Genomic DNA, 22,592 nt, shown 5'->3' with positions numbered 1-22,592 from the left:
TCCGCCCTCCGTCCTACGTCGTGGTCACCAATCCATACAGCGAACACCATCCAAACTGTCCACGTTTTCACATCGTTCCTCCGCGTCCAGTCGGGCAGAAACGCCCTTCTCGCACGCTTCGGAGCGAGGATAAGGTTCCTATACCTACTTCCACGAGAAACGTCTCTGAGGGGCAAATAGGGGCCATAGAATCAAGGTCGACAAAACGGGGGATGTTCGTGCCAAGCCTGGATCAACTTAACGAAGCACAGCGTGAAGCGGCCACGCACGTCGATGGCCCTTGTGTTGTCATCGCCGCGGCCGGGTCGGGCAAGACGGCCATGCTCATCGCACGAATCAAGTACCTCATCGACCAAGGCATCGACCCGTACCGTATCCTTGCCTGTACCTTCACGCGAAAGGCCGCGCACGAAATGAAAACCCGTTTGATTGATTTGGTAGGGCGCAAAGGCAAGGATGTCGCCATTGGCACCATCCACTCCGTGGCGTACCGTATGGTGCTCCCGCAGTTGGGCGATGAGTGGAAGGTCGTGCCCGAACCGTACTGGTTGATCGAACAGGTGCTCGAAGAACCGAACGAGTACAACAGGCATGGCGTGGGGCCTGTCATGAACCCGTCGGAAGCTGTGCTCGCCGTGTTCAAAGCGAAGGCTGACGCGCTTTTGCCAGGGCAGGTGCCGGAACCGCTTGGGAAGGTCTACGCGGCTTATGAGGCTCTCAAGGCAGAACGCAAGCAGCTTGACTTTGAAGACCTGCTCATGCACGCGATCAGGCTGTTCCGGTCCGACAATAAGTTTGCAACGCAATGGCGGAATCGCTGGGATTACGTGCTCGTGGACGAGTTCCAGGACACGAATACGGCCCAGTGGCTGTTTCTCCTTGAACTCGTCAAGCGCACAAAAAACCTGTTCGTGGTGGGGGACGACTGGCAATCAATCTACGGTTTTCGCGGGGCAAGGCCAGGTCTCATTGCAGAGTTCATGCGGCAGTTCCCGCAGGCGAAAAAGGTGTTTTTGACGGTTAATTACCGTTCACATGATCTCATCGTCGAACTGGGCAACCGCGTCATTCAACTGAACCGCGGCCACCAGGTGCAAAAGCGAGTGGTTGCGAACCGGGAGATGCCGGACGACGCGGTGACCCAGGTGATCACGGTCGAAACAGACGTGGAAGAAGCGCGGTTTGTCGCTGAAGAGATTGAGCGCATGCGCAAACGTCATCCTGACGTACCGTGGCACGAATACGCCGTGTTGTACCGGACCAACATCCAGTCCCGGGTGTACGAGGAGGCCCTGGCGGAACGGGGCATACCCTACCATGTCGTAGGAGACACGCACTTCTACGAGCACCGCGATGTGCAGGTGATCCTGGACTACCTGCGTACCACGCAGGACACGTCCGATCCGTCTGTGTGGGGGCATCTGCTGAATCGGCCCAAGCGATTCATCCCCATTTCCGTCGTAAGAGAAGTCCAGCAAGCCGGCTGGGAAGCCGTGGTGCAACACGAGAAATGCCGTTCGTTTGTGCACACAATCGAGTCTTTGAAGAAGATCCCTAATCCAGGAAAGGCCATTCAGTGGCTGGTCCAAACCCAAAAGGGGCTAATCCGCCAGCAGGACGAGGATGAGCCGATCAAGTGGGTGGACGCGCTCATCGCGTCAGCCTCGCGATACAGGACCATTCCTGAGTTTCTCCGGTTCGTGGACTGGATCATCGAGAAGTCCAAGGAGCCCAAGGACGACGCGGTGCAGCTGATGACCATTCACAAGAGTAAGGGACTGGAGTGGACGACGGTGTTTGTGGCGGGCCTCGCCGAAGGCTTGCTTCCGCACAAAAAATCACGGGCAGGCGAATCTTTGCGTGAAGAGACTCGCCTGTGTTACGTGGCCATCACGAGGGCAAAGGAAAACCTGTATCTGTTGGCGGCAAAACAGTACGGCGACAAAGAACGGCAGTTGTCCCGGTTTGTGAAGGCACTTCAGGCATAAACAAGTGCGTTAGACAAGTCCTTGTTCCGTGTAATTCTCTATGGAGATGTTAACTTTCACTTGTTCCTGGACAAAGGTGGTGAGAGACGTGTTGGCAGGTGCGGTATGCGGTCTCGTTATTCTAGCGATTGTAGCCATGAACAAGCGGTTCCGTGTTATGACCGCGGACTTGAAGCGAAGAATGGAAAGGAGGGATTGAAATTTTGCTCTAAAGTTGCAAACGCGCTGGATTCAGACATGGTAGGTTGGAATCGTAGTGAAATTCCACTTAGGAGGTTAGCTCATGAACAAGTCGGAACTGGTTCAAAAGGTTGCACGGCAGACAGGATTGTCTCAGAAGCAGTCCGAGGCGGTTGTCGGCGCGGTGTTCGGGGCCATCGAGCAGGCCTTGGAAGCCGGCGAGAAGGTCCAGATCACCGGGTTCGGTACGTTTGAGGCGAAAGAACGAGCCGAACGGACCGCTCGCAACCCGATTACCGGCGAGACCATTCAGGTGCCGAAACGCCGGGTGCCGACATTCAAGGCGGGGTCTGGCCTGAAAGAAGTCGTCCGGTCCTGATTGCACAGGGATGTCCCTGTGCTGGCAGCGCATAGAGAACATAGATGCGAACAAGACACGCAATACGGGGTTAAGCCGGCGCTGCCAGCAGAGTGACATACCAGAAGGGTGAATTAGCAGTGCATTACAACCACACAGCATACCACCACGCATACTCCAATATGGGACATGAACTCGGGCGATCCATTGTTCACGGGATGGGCTGGGGCATAGGGTATCAGTTGATCCGCCACCTCCCGTTCATGCTCGTCGTGATCATCGCTTTGGCGGCTGTTTCCTGGTATGCGATGCGGCGCCGCAGGTGATGGAGTCGAACGTAGAGAGGGAGGTGATTACTCATGAATATCCAACTTCGTCCTTACCAGCAGGAGGCGGTGGAGGCCTTCTTTGCCGCCTTGCCCGAGCATCGCAGGCAATTGATCGTACTGCCAACAGGTGCCGGAAAAACAGTGGTGTTCGGCGCAATCGCGCGGCGTTTTTACCACGAGATCGATAACACTTGTCCGATTCTTGTGATAGCGCACCGCACAGAACTCCTGGACCAGGCCGAACAAAAGATCCAGTACGTCTGGCCCGGAGTGTTCATCGGTCGAATCCAGGCTGGCCGCAACGACCAGCTTGGAGAAGTCTTGATTGCCTCTACTCAAACACTCGTGGCCGGACGAAGAATCAAAAGACCAGGCCTCATCATCTACGACGAGTGCCATCACAGCCGGGCCGAGGGGGCGCTTGGAGTACTTGAACGCCTCGGAGTGTTCCGCGAAGACGGACCACCGTTGTTGGGCGTCACGGCCACGCCTTCCAGGGCGGATCGGACGGAGCTTGGGGACGTATTCGAGCACCTGACGTATGAGCGCACTATTCTGCAGATGATCATGGATGGGTATCTGTCAGACGTACGCGGAATCAAGGTTGAAGTCCCAGGACTGAATCTTGGTTCCATTCGAACTGTTGGCGGGGACTACAACGCCAAGGATCTGTCGTACGCCATGAACATCGAGGAAGCGCTGGACGCGGTTGCCGACGCAGTGTTGACGTATGCCCCAGGCCGCAAGGCGCTCGTTTTTGCCGTCGACGTGAAGCATGCGCACGCCTTGGCCGAGCGGTTTCGGACACGTGGGATCGCTTGCGCCGCGGTGGACGGTTCCATGAAGGCGGAAGACCGGGCGGCCATTCTGCGGGCATTTTCTGAAAACAAGATGCGTTTGTTAGTCAACTGCCAAATCCTGACCGAGGGATACGACCAACCGGATGTGGACGCGGTGGTCATCGCCCGGCCCACGCGCTCCCAAGCGCTGTACGTGCAGATGGTCGGGCGCGCACTGCGTTTGCACCCGAACAAAACCGACGCACTCGTACTGGACCTGACCGGTGCGACCGAGGACAAGTCCCTGCAAACCTTTGCCCGGCTGATGCGCACTCAACGAAAGGAACGGTTAAAAACTGTTAGCCTTCCAGCCGGGAAAGATGAGCAAGCAGAAGATGATCTACCTATGGAGCAGGGCGAGACGGTGATTGAGTGGCTTTCACGGATCGCGCAGAAGCAGGAGAAAGCTGCCCAGGTTGCCCAGGCGATCAACCTTTTCGCCAACCGAAGCCGTTACCGTTGGCAACAGGTCCAGGACAATTTCGCTATTTGCTTCGAAGACTCCCGCTGGGCGTACCTGTATCGGGATGGCGACGAATACTGGCCCGTGCTCGAACTCAACAACGAGAAATTCATGCCCCTGCACGACAGGTCCCTGCCCCTTGAATACGCCCAAGGGATCGCGGAAGGGTTTCTCCAGCTGCTCGAATCCAAGCTCATCGAGAAAGAAGCCGACTGGCGCAACGCTCCGATGTCGACGCGGCAGAAATACGTGCTGGACAAGTACCGCATTCAGTACGACGACACTTGGACGCGAGGGATGGCTTCGGACGCCCTGGCCCGAGCCTTCGCCCGTAAACGGGTACGGACGCTGTGCAAGAATTTCAATGCCACAGCATGGAGACAGGTGTTGGAAACTGATAAGGGAAAATTGTGGTTGTCACAGCGTATCGAGCGTTTTCGCTCGTATGCCCAGTCGCGGCATGTGCAGGAAGCCTGATAGATTTAGCAAGTACGTTTGACAAGTCATGGGCACTTGTCTAATAGACATCAGTTTTCTCCGTGTAATTCTCACTGGTGATTTCGGCTGTAACTTGTGGCTTTCTATTGTCGCTATTGACATTGGCTTTGAGAGGTGGATTAAGCATGCCCACGGCAGCGGATGACATAGCTCGGGCCACCATCGAGAAGATCCGAGCGCATCTGAGGGAACAGCGGAACAACCAGCTCAAGTCCGCACCCCGGTTGTCTCCGGAGGAATTGCTGATCCGGCAGACCCTCGCAGACGTTGCCCTCTTGTATCGCACCGTGCGCACGCTCGAAAAAGCACTCACGGCCGCTCAACAGCGATTCGACGACCCGTTCATTGCCGAATATGAGCAGGCCGAAGAGGCACTACGGGAAGCTCAAGTGGCTGAGGAGCTAGTCCAGGCACATTGGCGGCAACTGCCTCCAAAACTGCGAACAGGGATCGACCTGGGACAATGAGAAAGGACCCGGCAGTCGTATGACTGAGGGGTCCCGTACACGCTGGGAAGAGGGAGCGGTCCTCTTCCACTTGTTATTCTATGTGCATACCTCTAACCCATTGCCAACTCGCGACATGATAGAATGACCAGTGGGAGAGGGGAAACCTTCTCCGCGTCCACTCCCTGACGAAAGGGGGTGAACGGGATGAGTGTGTTTCTCGCCCTGCTGGGGATCGCTGCCGTGATTCGTGCGGTGGCGTACCTGGTGTGGGCAATGAGAAAGGACCCCACAGGCCGCCAAACCAAACGGGGTCCCCACTCATACCCACGCGGAAGAGGGTGAATCCCTCTTCCGCCTTTTATTCTATGCACATTGTACCACAACATACGCGAATGCAAACATGTTCCGCAAACTATCTCCGTGTCCAAGCGTCAATGTTGGCACAAACATGGCGCAATTTCCCCCACTGTCCGTGCTAATCTCCTCTTAAAAGTCATTTCCAAAGCGACCAACGCGCCCCTGAAACAGGTGCTACGTTAAATCACGAAAGGGGGCAAACGCATGTTAGGACGTACGCACATGGGAATCGGCGCGGTTGGGGCGGTCGCGGCCACACCGCTCATTCTCCATTCGCACTGGGAAACTATGCGGCAGCTGCTCGACAGCAATTGGAATACCATCCCGCACGTGGTCGTCGCGCAAGCGGTTTTTGTTGGCGCGTCAATGGTGGGTGCAATTGTGCCCGATCTGGATCAGCCTGATGCACTCATGGCACGCAAAATCGAAGTATTCTTCGGATTGCCGGTGTTGGTAATCACAGCAGTCTTGATCGTCTTGCTCCATCACGCGACTTCACTGACGGCCTGGGGTTTGGCAATACTCCTGACCGTGCTGTTCGGAGCTGCGAAAAACACCACGCGCATCTTGGGCCTCGGCGTAATAGCGGCTGGTCTTTTGTATTTGGGGTGGCACAAGCAGATCCCGCTCGAAGCGGCGGTTCTTCTTGCCGTCTGGATGATCGGGGCCGCTTTCAGCAAACATCGTACGTTCACCCACAGCCTGATCGGAGTTGGTCTCTTTGCGGCTGGGATGAACATGTGTGTCCACTTACTCGACACCCTGCACATTGGCATGGTAGCGCCTGGACTTATCATGGGGTACGTCCTGCACCTGGCCGCGGACGCCATTGCTGGCGGAGTACCGCTGTTGTGGCCTTGGGGACAGCGTTTTGGTGTTCGGTTGATTCAAACAGGCGGTGCCGTCGATTACATGGTTGGAGGACTGGCTCTCTTTGGGTTTGCCGCCCTTGCGATTATCTGAACCAAACGAGGCGACGACGGAAATGGCAATTCCAATCAGTGAACACACCAGTATTTACGACCGCATGACCGATGAGGAACTGGCCTCCCTGTCGAAACGGGGAAACCAACAGGCATTTGAAACCCTATTGTCCAGATTCGCCAATTTCATACGGTGGAAGGCCGGTTGTTATTTTGCCAGGGGCGCAACGGCAGAGGATCTGTACCAAGAAGGCTGCCTTGGCTTGTACGAAGCGGTCGTCGCCTACCAAAGAGGCAGGCCGTTCAAACCATTCGCGTTCATGTGCATCTCCCGTCAGATCGTACAGACGGTGAAACTCGCTGGAACCCAAAAACACTACCCACTCAACACGGCCATTTCATTGGATGCTCCAATCAAGAGAGGAGAGGAATACAGCTGTCTGGTTGAAATACTGCCCGACGAACGGGTCCAACTTCCGGAAGAGCATCTGCTAACGGTTCAAACCCTTCTTGCCAGCACACGAGATGGTCGAAAGCTTCCGTTAAAAGGAAGAAGTCGCCACGACATGCGGTTGACCCCGTTCGAGCGCGACGTTCTCCTCCGAATCATCGCGGGATACTCGTATCAGGAGATATCTAAGGATTTGCAGCGGGATACGAAAGCAATCGACAACGCTCTACAACGTGCCCGACACAAAATCGCCACTTGGCTACAGATCGATGTACAACGTCGGACGAGAAGGAGGGGATGAGACGTGCCGCCACAACTGGTCCCGGCTTCATGGCTCAACTTCATGCACACTCCATTGGTCCTGGTCCTGCTGGGCGCAGCCGCACTGTTTGCGATTCAACGGTTGTTTTTCCAAGCGCTTGGACAGTTAGCCATGCTCGGAACCCTGGCCGGTGTTGGAATGGTCGCATTAGCTGTGTACAGGCTTCACGGGATAATTAGCGCGTGGCAGAATAAGACGCTCCATTCCAGTTCACCGTCGCCGACACCTGTTCAACCGCACAACGTTCCAGCCAACGGAATCGTAAATCCGCTTACATCAGGCAAGTCACCCACGGTCGCATTGCCCAATCTCAACGCAACCAGCCCACTCGCGCACGAAAACCCGTGGGTGGTCTCGGCGTTCCTTGTTGCCGCCGCGTTGTGGTTAATCGGGTATCTCATCTACCGCAGCATGTCTCCCATCACACGGGCCAAGCTCCTGCAACGTCTGCGTTCCTCATCATCCGGGTACTCTGTCCGCCAAACGTACCGGAATGACCCGAACAAGTTTCCGCTGGTAGGGATCGAGATCGGCGTCCGCAAGGACAATGGTAAACCCATCACCATCGACGGGAAAGACCGGTTCATCAACACACTGGTGCTCGGGAGTATCGGCACCGGCAAGACCAGTCGAATTCTAACCAAGGGCGTCTACCAGGACATTCGAGCCATTGCGTCCGGAGTTCCAATGGACGTCATCGTGGTGGACCCGGACGGTGGATTTGCGCAAAGTGCGGTCAACATGGCGGAACGGTTCGGCGTGCACACCGACATCATGGACCTGCGCGGAACGATGAAAAGCACGGTCTCGTTCAACCCGTTCGGCGGTGAAATCGCGGACATCATCGACAACGTGCGCGCCGCTCTGCAAGAGAAAATGGGCAGGCAGGACGGTTTCTTTCAGAACGCACAGGACGACCTGGTTCGCACCGTCATTCAGGTCCAGGTGCCCTTGTGGCCGGAAGCGGACTTTTTGCAATTCGCGGATCTTGTCACCGACCCGCTTCACTTCCGGGCCATATGCAGCATGGTGAATGATTGTGCCGGGCAACAAGCAGGCACTCCGCAGAAAAAGAAACGAAAGGCAGACGAGATGGACGAGATTACGGGCATGTGGGAGCATGAACGCCCGGAAATCGAGGCTCGTTTTCAGGCGCTCAACCACCGTAATCGAAGCATGGTACTGTCCGCCGCTCGTTCATTTCTGATGGACACCCGCACAGCTCAACAGATGGAGAAACTAGAAACCATCACGAAAGGCCTCAAGATCGTCGTCAACGAGTTGGCCACCAACCCCCGTCTGCGGGAAGTGTTCAGCACAGATAGCCTGCCGCCGTTCGACTTTAAGGCCTTCCTCGAAGCCGGACGGGAACAAAGAGGTCGTCTCATGGTTGTGGTCACCGGAAACCGGCCGGCCGGCAAGCTGTTCGGGAAACTGTTTCTCGTCACGCTCAAGATGTACAGCCTGGAGCGGGGCGGGACGGAGGACACGCGCCGCCCGGTGTATCTGTACGTGGACGAGTTCGCCGTGTATGGCACCGAGTCGTTCACAGAGATGTTCTCCCAAGCGCGCAAGTACCGGGTTGGGATGATGCTCGCGATTCAGGCCAGGGCCCAGCTGCTCGACGTGAGCAAGAAGTTCATGGACGTGGTGGAGGGGAGCTGCCGGAACAAGGTGTACTTCCCGGCCCCGTCCCCGGATGATGCCCGGTTCCTCGAACACTCGCTGGGTTCGGTGAAAAACATCCGGGAAACCGTCTCAGAGAACAAGCTGAGCTGGTTCTGGTTCGACAACCGTATGCTCGACCGTCGCGTGAGCACCCAGGAGACCATAGACCCGCGTTACCGCTTGGAGGACATCGCCTACGGGCTGAGTAAGGACGAGGCGATCTTTGCGATGACCGTTGACAACCAGGTGCAGGTTCCGTGTGTAGGTATCACGTCATTTGCAGACGAGTGGGTGAACGAACGTCGCGGGTTTTTTGATGTGGGCAAGGACACTGGACAGCCAGGTTTGTCGGACATGCTCAAATCGGCACAGAGATGGTTTGCGCGCGGACACGATGCGGGGCAGGCGGAAAACGCGCAGATGGCCGGACCCAACGAGGTACAAGGCGCTGGTGCAATATCCACTGAGGTCAGCCAGAACAACACACGACCCACGACAGCTGTGACCACACCGTCCAAGCATGTGCTTCCGACTGCCGACCCGAACGCTGTGATCCCAATCGCCCAGTTACGCACGGTCGAAGTGGCGGAAGCGGCAGTCACGCAAGAGACGAACGAGACTGTTGGCCTTCAGCCTGAAGCACTTTCACAGGACGAAATCAAAGTCGGATCGTCGGCAGTCGAACTCGAGAACGTGTCTGTCAATCCGCCGGATAACCAAGAGCAGACCGCAGACGCAGTGCGGAATCCAAGCCCGGATGATTCGCCGGCGCAAGACGGGCACAGCGGTTCCCCCAACGTGATCCGGATTGACCTGCGCCAACGCAGGCAACCAAAACTGTGCCCGCAGTGCGAGGCCGCTAATCTCGAACTTACTTCGGACCTGCGCAAGTGGCGCTGTCCAAAGTGCGGGTTCGAGCGCAAGAACCGATGAGGTAACCCACACAACAGATAAAGCCGGGGGACCCCGGTGCCGGATCACAATTTGTTGGCGCAAAGATGGCGCATTTATACAGAGAACGAATGGTAAGGTTTAAGTGTACATTCAGAGAATCGGAGGTTGAATGCATGGATCACGTGGTGTATCTCAACACGTTGGCCGAGGGAGCCAGAATAGGCAATCCGGAAGAGATCACGAGGGAACAGCTGCCTGCCATCGCTCGAACTTGGAAGCGAAGTGGAGCAATTGCACACTACAAGCTGTTCGGTACTCAGACCGTGCAATGGAAGGGACTGCGCAAGACCTTTCTCATCGGGGACATCGGTTCTGCGAAAACGATGTTGCCGGTCGATCCCGAGTTCTCAAGCCTTGGTGAACGGGAAAATCCAGAGCGACTCCTAAATCACTGGATTTCTGCCGTTGTCGAGGATTACGACTTCGAGGATGAAGCCAATCCGGTTCTGATTCTGAATCGGAAAAAGGCCCTCGAACGATTGCAGGAGATCAACGCGCGCCGTGCAGTCAAGGGGCAACATGCCTTCGGTGTCATCCAAGGCATCACCCGGGGTGGATATCGTCTGAACGTGGCCGGGTATCCAGCCCTGATGCCGCGTCTGTGGTACGACTGGGATACCTCGAAGACTGGTGAAATCGGTGAAGGATTCGATGTCGAAGTCATTGACAAGAGGGAAGCTGGGCTGGTGGTTTCGCGCCGGGCTCTGCTGCCCAATCCGTTCGCCGAATTAAAAGACCGGATCTCCAGAGGCAGCCGCGTGCGCGTGAAGATCACAAACGTGCACAACAACATGTTCAAGGGCGAGATTCGTCCGGGCGTACGGGTCCGTATCTTCACGCCGACAATGTTCCGGTTGTTGCACATCGGCCAAGAAGTGATGGTCGAGATCAAAGGCCACGACGAACGGGAATTCTTCGGCACCTTTGTCTGATACCGAATCAGAACTGTATTATGAGCCCCGCTGCCAGCGGGGCCTTTTTGGGTCTTGACAATCTATCACAGGCAATTCAAAATGATAGCGTAGTCAATTCCCCATAGAAAAGCCCGTAAGGGTTCCGCTTTTATCGAGCGGGGCACGTGGGTGGAGGCAACAGGGATAAAACGTATCTCCCGCCTTGTTGTCAGGAATCCGCGAAGAAGTGACGGAGTACCGGGAACGGGAAGAAGTCATGGAGTAGCGGAGTTCCCTCCAGCGCACCCCTGAGAAAGCGCCGTGCCTAATGGTTTGGGAGAGCCCGCTGACATCCATTTGGATGTCCCCGTACAACCTGACTGCACCGGGTAGACGCGTGACAGAGCTTGTACGGCAGGGTGAGTCCGGTGAGACGCGTAGGGGCCAGCGTCAACAATGTCCGGCGTTTGATTCGGATGCGTACCGACCATGCGTATGTCGTGTGCATGGAGCGCGTCCAATGAACCGCGAAACCGTCGCGGAGGCCGTATTGGCCATTCTTCCAAGCGCGAAGAAGCGATGGAGTACCGGTGGAGTAGCGAAAGCGAAGAAACCGGGAAGAAATCGTGGAGTAGCGCCAACGGACGACAGCCGTAGTGTGCTTGTCGGACGTTTAACTTCATAGACGCACCGTGTACCACGGTGCAACCGTGCACGCCACGGAGACACGAACAAGACTGGTTTGTCCACCATGGACAAGCGAGTCGTATTTGTGTTTCCGTGGCTTTTTTCGTTGGCGCGGAAACCAAGCGAAAGGAGGATCGAACGGTCTTCTGACCAGCGCGTCCAGGCGCATGAAACCACACAAGACAAAACTGCGAAGGGAGGGGTGCCGTCGTGATCGGCATCGAGGAAGTTGCTCAACGCAACCAGCTCGTGCTGTACAAGACGTCCCGCCCTGGCCAGTACAAGGCCCATTGCCCGGTGTGCGGAGATCAGGGCCGAGACTTTCATCTGTACGTGTCCGCAGTCAAGGACACGTTCTACTGCCACAAGTGCGGGGCAAAAGGCGGAGCGGTCGCGTTCCATGCGTGGCTTCGAGGCATTGACTTCGAGGCGGCGAAAGCGGAACTGTACCCGCAGGACGGCCGTTCCAAGCGTCTGTTGCACCCGGCTGAACGTCTGACCAAAGCTCAACTCGCGGAACTCGGTTTCACGCTGAGAACGCCGCGGCGAATTCCGCCAGCAGGGGTGAATGCCCTTGATTGGCAACGTCGCCGTAAGGCTGAGCTGGACTGGATCTGGCGTGAGTGGCAGTCGCATAAAAAATTCAAGCGCGAGCAAACCGAGCGACTGATGAGGCTGCTCGCGGAAGGAGAAAACGAAATCCAAGCTGACCATACCCGCGCAGAACCTGTATGTGAGGGAGCGGTCAGCTAAGCGAAGGAGGAATCACCGTGCCTATCAAAGGCTGGTGCGATGTTCCGCGTGTCCCCAGGGTTGGAAAGATTCACTTGGGGATTCGTACGACCAACAACGAGGGCAAGGAGTATCCCAAGGCTGTCGACTACTTCGTGGTCAAGCCTGACGAGTCCACCTCTGAGGCTGCTGCGGCTGCTTTTCATTCCGTCTATGGAGACAAGCCACAAGAAATCACGGTGGCGTTTCCCACTAACGACCCGGAGCAGTTCTTTCCGCAGTACCTGGCCGCGTACCAGGGGGGAGGCGGAAAGTACAAGCTGTTTTGCAAGGGTGATGGGGAGACGGCTTCACGTTCGGACGGTCAGGGTGGCCGTGTACAGATTCAGTGTCTGTACAAGGATTGCCCGATCTACCAGCAAGGAAAGTGCAAGGAAATTGGTCGGCTGCAATTTTTTCTGCCTGACGTTCCGGGCATCGGAGTGTGGCAGATCGATACGTCGAGCTATCACACTACCTCAAACCTCAACGGCTCCATCCAGATGATTCGCGCCTTGACGGGCGGGCGGATCGCCATGATTCCGCTCAAGCTGCGGATTGTACCGAAGGTGGTCAACCCGGACGGCTTCGCGAAGACGGTGTACGTTCTGGAGCTTGCAATCCAGGACCTGAAGCTGACCGACTTCCTGCGTCAGACGCCGCTGCTCACCACGGGGACGCCGCTCGTCGAGCCGATTCCGCAAGACGAGTTACCGGAGGACCTGTACACCGACGCCAGCATGGTCTCGGACACGGACGTGGCCGTCGATGTTGACATCTCTGAGCCCGAGCCACAGCCGGACGTCGAGGACATGACGGACGCCGGTGACGTGGCGGCGGTGGCGAAGGTGGAGGTCAAGCGCAACAAGTCCAACAAGGAAGTCGCCCGAGCTGAATTGGCCACGTTGGCCGGCGAACTGGTGGAAGTCCTCACGGATGAGCCTAAGTTGGTCCACCAGCTGAAACGTATCAAAGCAGGCACCGCGATCCGGTTCCGTACGGCTCCATCTGAGAAGTGGAGAAACCGCACGGAACTCGTCGATTTCGCGATCGTGTCCTGAAAGGAGATGGGGTCGTGCTTAACCGCGTGATCCTGATCGGCCGTCTTACGGCTGACCCGGAATTGCGTTACACCAACTCCGGTACGGCCGTGGCGACATTCACCCTGGCGGTGGACAGGCCAAGACCGAATCAGTCCGGAGAACGCGAGACGGATTTCATCAACATCGTCGTCTGGCAGAAGCTTGGCGAGTTGTGCGCCCAGTATCTGCACAAGGGACGCATGGCCGCAGTGGACGGGCGATTGCAGATCAGGACGTATGAGAACCGGGATGGGCACAAGGTGCGCGTAGCGGAAGTCATTGCCGAGTCTGTTCGGTTCTTGGATCGGGCAGACGGAAACGGCAAGACCGCGCCGGCTGCAGACGCTCAGAAGAGCAAGCCTGCGCCAGCCAAACCGGCACCACCGGCCAACCGATTCGAGGACGATCCGTTTGCGGATGACGACCCGTTCGCAGGCGACCTCGTTCCAGACATCTCGGACGACGACCTGCCCTTTTAACGACACCAGGAAAGGGGGACAGGCCCCTCTCGTTCAACACGCGAGAGGGGGGACCCTCTCGTCGGTGTTGGACTTAGGGCGCATGCATGAATCGCTTAACAAGGAAGGATTTACCACTCATCAAGGTAATGCTCCAGCGCAAACTGACCATTTCTGATGAGGAAGTACCGATTCATCCGCGGAACAAAAAGGTGATGAACCGATACGGCATCTCATCGAAAGTCGTTATGCGGATTATCAATGATGTTCCAATTCATACAATCAGAGCGGTTGACCGCAAGGGCACCAAGTACGTGCTCAGCTTTGCGGAATATCCTTTCCGCACGGTTAAACTGCTGGTGGAATTGGACATGGTGGTTGACCGTCATGGACTAGATGTCGAGGTCGCCAGAATCAATGTCAAATTTTGAAGCCTCCCCGACGTTGACCAGGATACAATGGTCATGAAGGGGTGGTCCTCATGGAAAAGAGGGTGCTTATGGTCAACGCAACGATCAACGGCGTCAAGTTCGTGAATCTGCCGATCTTGGTAACAGACGAGGGTCAGATCCGATATCCGTTGAATTCCTTCGCGATTGCAGAGGAAATCGCAGATGGCATTGCCGACTACGCCAAGCCGTATGTCACCGTCGATTTCAACTCGATAGACAGGCAAGCCATTCTGCAACGGATAACCGGAAACGACGTCACTACACAAACGTATGACCCCAATGATGACCCAGAAAAGAAGCTCCTGGACTACATCTTTGGGGAGCCTGGCCACAAGTAACATCATCCTCATAATATCCCGCACGATGCGCGGGGCCTGTTGTACACAAGCCCCGGCATCGACCGTGGGCTTGTGTTCAAAACACAACCCACGGGAGGGATACCACATGAAACTCCAATCGTTGGTATTGGAGAACTTCCGATGCTTTGAACGCGCCGAGTTCACCTTCGGCGACGTAACCACCGTGCACGGGCACAACGGCGCGGGCAAGTCCACGCTGGCCGAAGCGGTCGTGTGGTGCCTGTGGGGCACCAACATCTACGGCAAGGCCAAGCAGGACGAAAGCCTCATGCGCCTGGGTGCCAAAAGCATGGCGGTCACCGCAACATTCCTCCTCAAAAGCCACAAACGCCCGGTCACCATCTCACGCACAAGGGTCGGAAGTAAGGGCTCGGTGCAGCTGGTAAACGGAAAGAAGCCAAACCCCGGCCAAATCGAAGGTTGGTTCGGGACGGTCCAGGAGTTCCTCTCGATCTTCTTTCCGGGCTATTTCAGCAGCCTGGAGCCGAAGGACGCCAAGACCGTTCTATCCCGCTGTGTTCCTGACGTGACAAAAGACGAGGTTCTTGCCCGGATGAGCCCGGACAACGCGGCGCTGCTGGCCAACGACCACTTCGTCATGGGCCTGGATTCCGTCGATTACGCCGCCCAGCGGCTCCGACAGGAGATCAAGGCCTGCGAGGACAACGTGATGCGCTTGGAAGGGCAGCGTAGTGTGTACCTAGCGGCCATTGAGAAGGGAGTACCGAAGCCTTTTGTCAGCCAAGTCACGGACGAGGAACGCCAGCGGTACGAGGCGGCCAAGCGCGATCTCATCAAGCGCGAGACGGAAGCCGAACATCGGCAACAGCGCTTGAAGGAGTTGCGTGAGCGGCGCGAGTCGCTCGGGAGGACATACCGTGCGCTTCGAGACAGCCTCCCGCAAGTGGACACCCACTGTCACACGTGCGGACAACCGTTACCGCCGGACAAAGCGGAGCAAATCCGTCAGAAGGTAGCCAAGAAGCGCAAGGCGGTTGAAGAAGAACTGGCCGAAGTGCTTCAGCAAGGCTACCAGGTGAAGGCGGAGATTGAGCAGCTTGAGGCGCTTCCGCAACAAGATGCTCCCAACCCTGAGCTTGTTCGGTTCGTGCAGGACGTCGAGAAGCGTTTGCAAGATGAGCACTTCCTCGAAGTTGCTTACGCCACAAACGTCAGGCTCTACGAGCAGGCCCGGGCGAACATCGAGCAGGTCCGCGTCGAGATCGAATCGGAGCGTCAGCGCCTGGATGGCTTGCAGCGCAAGCTGAAGGCCTTGCAGGAGTTCCGGTTCGAGTATCTGCGCGCCCAGCACGATAAGCTCAACGGCCTTTTCGAGCACGTCCGCATTCACTTGACGGACGCGAACAAGGAAACTGGCGAGATCCGCGAGACCTTCCGCATTGAGTGGAAGGGCCGGCCGTACCGGCTGCTGTCGTTTTCGGAGAAGGTGCGTTGCGATCTTGAGATCGGCCGCGTCCTCGCACAGGCAAAGGGTGAGCCGATGCCGGTGTACGTGGACAACGCCGAATCCGTGCAGCGACTTTTCGACGAGACGTTTGGCGGTCAGGTTATCGCCGCGTATGTGGCGGACAGTCCGTTGCAGGTTGAAATCGTATCTGACGTCGCACAGGCGCAGGGGGCGTAATGGATGTTTAAGATTCCTGCGTTCTTCGCGTCGGACGACGACGGGTACGTGCTTGACCAGATTCTCAAACACTACGTCGATGGAACTCTGCCGGATGTGCTTACCGCACGCCGAGAGGACATCGACGAATGGAAGGTGTGACACCATGAAACTGAAAACCATGTGCAAGCCCGTGTTTGACGGGCACGCCGTGCGGCGCATTCTCGAACGCCGGTTACCCGTTGAAGCGGTCGAGCAGATCGCCCAGGTCGGCGTGACCGTACAAGAGAACGGAACCCGCGTCATGAAACGCGGGGATGTCAACGGAAAGCCGGTGCACGTCGTGCTGGCTAAGCCCAACACGATCATCACGGTGTACTCCGCGGATGAATGGGAGTCCACTGTAGCAGTGCGGCGTAAGCGCCAGTAAGTTGTACAACCCCACCCGCCATACGGGGGTTACTCATCACCCTCGGGCGGCGGGTCCCGTGGGTGAACGACACCCACGGGGGGATGGCAATGCGAATCAAACGATACGCCGGAATTGGGCTGCTTCTCGCGGGGATCGAAACGATCCTAGTCCTGCGGCTTCTACCACCTGAACTAACAGGGTGGAAACAGGTCGTGGTTAACCCAGGGCAAACGGTTTGGTCCATCGCTGAGACACAATGCCCGGCGGACACGCGGTACGTGGTGGATGCTATCGTTCAGCACAACCACATCCGCGATGCCATGCAACTAAAACCAGGCGATGTCCTGGAGGTCCCCACGAAAGCGGAGCCTCTGTGGAATCGGCTGGTTTTTCGTTGACCTTTTTCGGTCAAACGAATCGAACGACAAAGGAGCGATTGAACGATGAAAGTGAGCTTCAACAACACCGAACTGGAAAAGGTGTTGCGCGACCTGGTACGTGTGGTCCCAACCTCGACCACAAAGGCAGTTTTCCGCCATGTGCTCATCCAGGCGAACAAGGACGAGGACCGCGTGGACTTCTACGCGAGCAGCGAAGACATGTCGGTCCGCCGGACACTGTTCCAGGAGGCGGCGAACTCGCCAGTCACCATCGAAAAGTCAGGTACGTGCCTGCTCCCGGCAAAGGAGTTGCACGAGATTGTGAAGCGAGCCAACGGCCAGATCACTCTGCACCAAACCGCAGGGAGAACGTCCGTCACCTTTGGCAACGCCAAATATGAGCTTGCAGGACTTGATCCGAAGCTCTTTACGCCGTACGGTGACGACCCGGCCGAGTCAACCACGGCCGTCATCCTCGCTCCGGACTTGTCTCGGTTGCTCCGGCGTACCACATATGCCGCAGCGAAGGGAGAAGCCCGTCCGGCGTTGACAGGTGTGAATCTCACCATTTCGGGGGCCACGCTTCATGCAGTGGCCACAGATGGGACACGGCTGGCCCAGTACACCGTGCCGTGCCAGGAAGTATCCGGGGACGACACGAGCCTGCCAGTACCGGCCACACTGCTGGACAAACTGGCCGCAGTGCTCCCGGCGCATGACGATGACGAAGAGGTAACGGTATCTATCGGATCATCGTCGTGCACGGTCTCCTGGGGAGATGACGCATACCGCATGGTCATTCGCGGATTGAGCACGGGTTACCCGGATGTATCCCGCATCATTCCGCAAAGCCAAAGTGGGGCTGTGATCATCGACCGGGCGACTTTGCTGGAGGCCTGCGAACGGGTATCAATCCTTTCCGAGACTGAACACCAACGGGCGGAGTTCACCTTCTTCGCTGATCGCGTTGTTGTGTCAGCCACATCGGCGCAGTACGGTACTGCGAAGCACGACGTGGATGTGGTCAGCAGCACGATTACGAGTGAGCTATCGCTCCTGTGCAACATCAACTACTGGATCGGCTTGCTCCGTTCCTTCGACGGTGTAAAGCAGGTTGAGGTGGGATTGGACGGGCCAAACCAACCATTTACGGTCAAACCAGTGGGGGACGGCGGCCTCGGTCTGATTGCTCCATTCCTGCGCGCACAAGTCGAGCCAACGGAACGCGCTGCAAGCTGACACTCTGAGCCAACCCGCTGCACCGGGTAAATTCTCTCCACCCGGTGCAGCCGGGTGGAGCTTGGAGGGATTGCAACATGTCATCAATCACCGTCGTACGAGTGGAACTTGTGAAAGAGCGGACGTTGAAATACGAAGGTTCGCGGCGAATCCGATGCGCCGAAGACGCGGCAAACATCTTTCGGGATTACATCGGCAACGCGGACCGTGAGATGTTCGTGGTGATGGTCTTATCGACCAAGCACAACGTCAACGCGATCCACACCGTTAGTCTCGGGATACTTGACGCGTCCATCGTGCATCCACGGGAAGTATTTAAGCCCGCAATTCTGAGCAATGCCTCGTCGGTGATTGTGGGACACAATCATCCGAGCGGTGACCCTGAGCCAAGCCCAGAGGACGAAGCAGTGACACGCCGACTGGTTGAAGCAGGGAAAATCCTCGGCATTGATGTGTTGGACCACATTGTCATCGGAGACGAAGGCAGGTTCGTCAGTCTCAAGGCAAGAGGATTGCTCTGAGACCTGAGACCACTGAAACGAAACAAAAAGGAGGAATTCAACAGTGTTGCCACTGGAGAACCTCGTTGCGAACACGAACCAGAACGAAGGTCGCATCGGCCAATTGTTCTGGTACAAGATTGGAGAAACCTACACCGATCAGGTTACGATGGCACGAGCGTTCATGGAATCAGGTTTGCCTGACCAATACAAGCTCCCGCCCATTCGGGCCGTGGACGCGTACCGGCGGGCGAGCAAGTCCATCGAAGGACGCGCTACTCTGGACGGTGATCGGCGCATCGAGCTTTTAGTTCGCGACGTCTGGCACAACCGCGACGAGGTGGTCCGTCACCTTGTCGTGGAAATCCGGGATACCAGCGGACACCGGCTGACCTACGATCCGAAGGCCGCCCTATTGCGGTTCGATCACAACTACAAGACCGTGGATGTGGAGATCGTGAGGGACGAGCCGTTCATCGTGGACGCGGTAAACACCTTCCGCAAAAACTACGAGCTGTTCCTCACCACGTATGATGACGGGGCCAAGCGTCGGGCCGTATACGCGGTTCTGAACGACTTGTCGGCCACCGCGCTCAAGGAATCGGGAGGAGTTTACCTGATTCCCCGCCAGAACGAGGAGCTGCTATTCCAACTCATCGCGTTCATCAACCGCCTGGCTGGATGCAAGGCATACCACCTACCGGTTGAGAACACGGAAGAGGCCCGGGACATGGTTCGGGACGTCGTGACCAACAAGGCCGAGACAATCCTGAACGAAATTCGGGCCACGCTAAAAGCAGACGTGGTTACGGAGGACACCATCCAGACGTTGCTTGAGCGGGCGAAACAGATCCGGCAGGAAGTGACTCTCTATCAGGAGATCCTGAAAGAGAGCATCGGAACCCTGGAAACGGACGTTGACCTGCTCGAACAGCAGATGATGTCCTTGATCGAAAAGCTGTAACTCCTTTTCCCCCGGCTGTGCGGGGCTAACCAATCTTAGCCCCCGGCACAGCACGGGGGCGAAAGGAGATTTCTGATGAACATGAACGCCATTCAAAAACTGAACGACATTCGGACGTACCTGCAGGGGCAGTTCAAAGAACGCGAGGATGTTGTGGATGGGCTCATCACGGCCCTGGTCGCCAATGTTCACGTGCTTCTTATCGGCCCGCCCGGGACGGCGAAAAGCGCGATCACGGTGGCGTTGTCGCAATTGATCGAGGGGTGCAACTATTTCCAGTGGCTGCTCACCAAGTTCAGCACGCCGGAAGAGTTGTTTGGCCCCTACGATCTGGCAAAGCTGAAGGCTGGCCAGTACGAACGAATCACGCACGGCAAGCTGCCCACGGCGCATGTGGCCTATCTCGACGAGATTTTCAAGGCCAACAGCGCGATCCTGAACGCCTTGCTCACGCTGATTAACGAGCGGGTGTTTTACAACGGCACACGGCAAGAGGCGTCTCCCCTGAAGACGCTCATTGGAACTTCCAATGAGTATCCGCAGGAAGAGGAACTCCAGGCCGTGTTCGACCGGTTCATGCTGCGATACGAGCCAGGCTACGTCAAGGATGATGGGAACTTTGCGGCGATGCTGATGCAGACGCCGATGCAGCCTCCCGCTCCAATTACCTTGGCGGAGCTGGACCTATTGCAGCAGATGGCCGAGCAAGTTCGGATTGACCAATCCGTCGCGGACGCGCTGGTAACACTTCGAGCCGATCTGGCGCAGGAAGGGATTTTCCTCTCAGACCGCCGTTGGGTGCAGGTTGCAAAGCGCCTGCTTCCTGCCCGGGCGGTGCTTGCTGGACGCGACCACATTGTCCTGGAGGAAGACGCAGAAATCCTGCAGCATGCGCTGTGGGATGACCCGTCGCAAAAGGCGACTGTGGCTGCCATTGTTCGCAAGCGACTTGACCCAGTGGCAGGGCAGGTGGCCGAGTTGCTCGAAGATGCGCGCGACATCGCAAACAACGCAATGAAGGCTCCGGACGACCAGGCGATTGCCGTGGGAACCGAGGCGATTAAGAAGCTCAAGAGCATCCGCACACAGATCCAGGCGTTTATGTCCGCTGGCGGTTCTCCGTCAAAACTCCAACGCACAAAGGAGGCCGACAGCAAGGTTGAGGAACTCCTGAAGGGAGTGACTCACAAATGCCTTGGGATCTGAATGATGCGGGTGCAATCAAGACGGATCGCTATGACCGCCGGATATGGGCTCGTATTCTCGAGGAATCCGAGCGCATACAGTCGGCGGTCAACCAGGAACCTTACACCGGATTGATGCGAGATTTGTGGGCTAGCCTCTATAAGGTTAGCCCGCAAATCGACCCCAACGGCCCTGTTGTCAATCGCCGTATCATGGAACAGGTCATGGGCCAAAGCGCTTGGAAGGAACTGCAGCACACAACGCAGATGGATGAATACAGTGCGGCGCTCGCGTCACTCTCGCTCAGGGAGGCCGTAGAACAGGCCTTGCCTGATGATATTCGGGATCTGGCGCAACAGGTACAGGACTTGGAGAGGCAGGTTCAGCGATTGCTGGACCAGGCTGACCTGTACAACGACGTGGCGCAGACCCAAGGCGACGGCTCATCCAATGCTGCTGGACAACAAGCCGAAGTGCTCCGTCAACAGGCAGCACAACTGGCGCAGCAGCTGCAACAGACCGAGGCGCAGTTCTTGGAAGCCGTCGATGCACAAAGCGGATCCATCGGCCGGGCTGTTCGGCAGGCGTTGGAACAAGTGGCGGAAGAGACTCGCGAAACGAAACTGATGATGCAGTCGTTCGGCGTGGGCGCTGGCGACGGGAAACCCGTCAGCGGCAAGGAACGGCTGGAGTTGGCCGAGGCCCTGCGTACGCTCCCGAAGCTCCGCGAAATCGCGAAGATGGCGGGGCGCATGCAGACAATCGCATTGCGGAAGCGCAAGAACCGGACTCAGCACCCACCCTCGGAGGTCGTCAACATCACGCTTGGAGATGATCTCGCGAACCTGTTGCCGTCCGAACTGGTGCTATTGGCCGACCCGCAAACGGAGGATGAATTCCTCCGTCGGTTTGCCGAGAAGCAGCTCTTGCAGTACGAGCTGAACGGTTTTGAGCGGGAAGGCCAAGGCCCGATCATCGTCTGTATTGACGAGTCGGGCAGCACACAGGGACCGGTGGAGATGTGGGAGAAGGGCATCGCCTTGGCCCTCTTCGCTATTGCGCGCCGGGAGAAACGGGCCTTTGCCGTGGTCCACTTCGGCAGCAGACATGAGATCTTTGTCCAGAAGTGGAATCGACCGAAGGAAGCCACGCCAGCGGAATTGGTTGAAATGGCCAGCCACTTTTTTAACGGCGGGACTGACTTCGAGCAACCGTTGCGAGAGGCTGTGCAAGTCATGGACGAGGCGTCGTTCAAGAAAGGCGACATCGTGTTCATCACGGACGGGGAAAGCCGAGTCTCCGACGAGTTTTTGCACGGGGAATTCGCCCGGGTGAAAAACGAGAAGGAGTTTCAGGTAATCTCCGTTGTGATTGGATACGACGACCGTTCTGTCCGGCCATTCAGCGACGTGATCGCCAAGCCGCAAGTGGCCAATGATGCGACGCTCTCGTTCGTGATTGAAAACTTGAATTGAAATCTCTCCGGGGCTCCCCGTGGAACGCGCACGGGTGAGCACCCGGAGCGGCTACACGGTGGAGCCCCCATCCTTGACCAGGAAGGGGGTGATGAAAATGGTGGAGTTGGTCCAACTCCTGGCTGCGATAACCGCACTGCTCACTCAAACGGCGAGCTTGCTGGTCGTCATCCAGAAGCTACGAAAAGCCGCCGGAGCAAGCCGACGAAAAAGCGGGCACCCCGCCACCACCGGGATGCCCACTGACCGTCGGTGCGGGAGGGAGGACTCATCCTCTCTCCCCGCTCCACCAATCAGTGTAGCACATAACGAAATCCCCTACACCAACTGGA

21 protein-coding genes are annotated in these 22,592 nt (G+C 57.0%); all 21 read left to right on the top strand.

Going from position 1 to position 22,592, the window contains the following annotated elements:
* Window positions 1-212 precede the first annotated feature (212 nt).
* A complete protein-coding gene (locus tag N687_RS0110080) occupies window positions 213-1,988 on the top strand; it encodes an ATP-dependent helicase (protein WP_231493453.1) in 1,776 nt (591 codons plus the stop codon).
* Between the two features lie 283 nt (window positions 1,989-2,271).
* On the top strand, window positions 2,272-2,547 hold the full coding sequence (locus tag N687_RS0110070; protein WP_029421736.1) for an HU family DNA-binding protein: 276 nt from the start codon (window positions 2,272-2,274) through the stop codon (window positions 2,545-2,547).
* Window positions 2,548-2,885: 338 nt separating this feature from the next.
* Window positions 2,886-4,634, top strand: coding sequence for a DEAD/DEAH box helicase (locus N687_RS0110060; RefSeq protein WP_029421734.1), 1,749 nt, complete (start codon window positions 2,886-2,888; stop codon window positions 4,632-4,634).
* A 146-nt stretch (window positions 4,635-4,780) separates the two neighbouring features.
* On the top strand, window positions 4,781-5,122 hold the full coding sequence (locus N687_RS0110055) for a hypothetical protein (protein ID WP_029421733.1): 342 nt from the start codon (window positions 4,781-4,783) through the stop codon (window positions 5,120-5,122).
* A 543-nt stretch (window positions 5,123-5,665) separates the two neighbouring features.
* On the top strand, window positions 5,666-6,424 hold the full coding sequence (locus N687_RS0110050; protein WP_029421732.1) for a metal-dependent hydrolase: 759 nt from the start codon (window positions 5,666-5,668) through the stop codon (window positions 6,422-6,424).
* A 22-nt stretch (window positions 6,425-6,446) separates the two neighbouring features.
* Complete coding sequence (locus tag N687_RS0110045) at window positions 6,447-7,136, top strand: sigma factor (protein WP_051663132.1); 690 nt, start codon at window positions 6,447-6,449, stop codon at window positions 7,134-7,136.
* Between the two features lie 3 nt (window positions 7,137-7,139).
* On the top strand, window positions 7,140-9,758 hold the full coding sequence (locus N687_RS0110040; protein ID WP_231493452.1) for a type IV secretory system conjugative DNA transfer family protein: 2,619 nt from the start codon (window positions 7,140-7,142) through the stop codon (window positions 9,756-9,758).
* Between the two features lie 134 nt (window positions 9,759-9,892).
* On the top strand, window positions 9,893-10,711 hold the full coding sequence (locus tag N687_RS0110035) for a hypothetical protein (RefSeq protein ID WP_029421729.1): 819 nt from the start codon (window positions 9,893-9,895) through the stop codon (window positions 10,709-10,711).
* An 858-nt stretch (window positions 10,712-11,569) separates the two neighbouring features.
* The gene (locus tag N687_RS0110030) at window positions 11,570-12,112 is read left to right on the top strand and encodes a CHC2 zinc finger domain-containing protein (protein ID WP_081841305.1); all 543 of its coding nucleotides are present in this window, start codon (window positions 11,570-11,572) and stop codon (window positions 12,110-12,112) included.
* A gap of 17 nt (window positions 12,113-12,129) precedes the next feature.
* Window positions 12,130-13,191, top strand: coding sequence for a hypothetical protein (locus N687_RS0110025; protein WP_029421727.1), 1,062 nt, complete (start codon window positions 12,130-12,132; stop codon window positions 13,189-13,191).
* 14 nt (window positions 13,192-13,205) lie between these two features.
* Complete coding sequence (locus N687_RS0110020; RefSeq protein WP_029421726.1) at window positions 13,206-13,691, top strand: single-stranded DNA-binding protein; 486 nt, start codon at window positions 13,206-13,208, stop codon at window positions 13,689-13,691.
* Window positions 13,692-13,777: 86 nt separating this feature from the next.
* Window positions 13,778-14,101 carry a hypothetical protein gene (locus N687_RS0110015; protein ID WP_035462143.1) on the top strand — a complete coding sequence of 108 codons (324 nt, stop codon included), beginning with the start codon at window positions 13,778-13,780 and terminating at the stop codon, window positions 14,099-14,101.
* A gap of 50 nt (window positions 14,102-14,151) precedes the next feature.
* Window positions 14,152-14,460: a hypothetical protein gene (locus N687_RS0110010; RefSeq protein ID WP_029421724.1), complete on the top strand. Its 309-nt coding sequence runs from the start codon at window positions 14,152-14,154 to the stop codon at window positions 14,458-14,460.
* A gap of 106 nt (window positions 14,461-14,566) precedes the next feature.
* Entirely contained in the window at window positions 14,567-16,126 is a 1,560-nt protein-coding gene (locus tag N687_RS0110005; protein WP_029421723.1) for an AAA family ATPase, read from the top strand.
* A 3-nt stretch (window positions 16,127-16,129) separates the two neighbouring features.
* Window positions 16,130-16,267 (top strand): hypothetical protein, encoded by a 138-nt coding sequence (locus N687_RS24415; protein WP_197029259.1) that lies wholly within the window; start codon window positions 16,130-16,132, stop codon window positions 16,265-16,267.
* 4 nt (window positions 16,268-16,271) lie between these two features.
* Window positions 16,272-16,535, top strand: coding sequence for a DUF4258 domain-containing protein (locus N687_RS0109995; protein WP_231493451.1), 264 nt, complete (start codon window positions 16,272-16,274; stop codon window positions 16,533-16,535).
* Between the two features lie 425 nt (window positions 16,536-16,960).
* Window positions 16,961-18,136, top strand: coding sequence for a DNA polymerase III subunit beta (gene dnaN, locus N687_RS0109985; protein WP_029421720.1), 1,176 nt, complete (start codon window positions 16,961-16,963; stop codon window positions 18,134-18,136).
* 77 nt (window positions 18,137-18,213) lie between these two features.
* The gene (locus N687_RS0109980; RefSeq protein ID WP_029421719.1) at window positions 18,214-18,657 is read left to right on the top strand and encodes a JAB domain-containing protein; all 444 of its coding nucleotides are present in this window, start codon (window positions 18,214-18,216) and stop codon (window positions 18,655-18,657) included.
* A 43-nt stretch (window positions 18,658-18,700) separates the two neighbouring features.
* On the top strand, window positions 18,701-19,600 hold the full coding sequence (locus tag N687_RS0109975; RefSeq protein WP_029421718.1) for a DUF6744 family protein: 900 nt from the start codon (window positions 18,701-18,703) through the stop codon (window positions 19,598-19,600).
* A gap of 75 nt (window positions 19,601-19,675) precedes the next feature.
* The gene (locus N687_RS0109970) at window positions 19,676-20,806 is read left to right on the top strand and encodes an AAA family ATPase (protein WP_029421717.1); all 1,131 of its coding nucleotides are present in this window, start codon (window positions 19,676-19,678) and stop codon (window positions 20,804-20,806) included.
* Entirely contained in the window at window positions 20,791-22,260 is a 1,470-nt protein-coding gene (locus tag N687_RS0109965) for a VWA domain-containing protein (RefSeq protein WP_029421716.1), read from the top strand. Before N687_RS0109970 ends, N687_RS0109965 begins: the two co-directional genes overlap by 16 nt.
* The last annotated feature ends 332 nt before the right edge of the window (window positions 22,261-22,592 follow it).

The organism is Alicyclobacillus macrosporangiidus CPP55 (assembly GCF_000702485.1).
In the GTDB taxonomy this organism is placed as follows: Bacteria; Bacillota; Bacilli; order Alicyclobacillales; family Alicyclobacillaceae; genus Alicyclobacillus_H; species Alicyclobacillus_H macrosporangiidus_B.
Note: the sequence above shows the minus strand (reverse complement) of the source record. Positions and strands in the feature narration are given on the sequence as shown.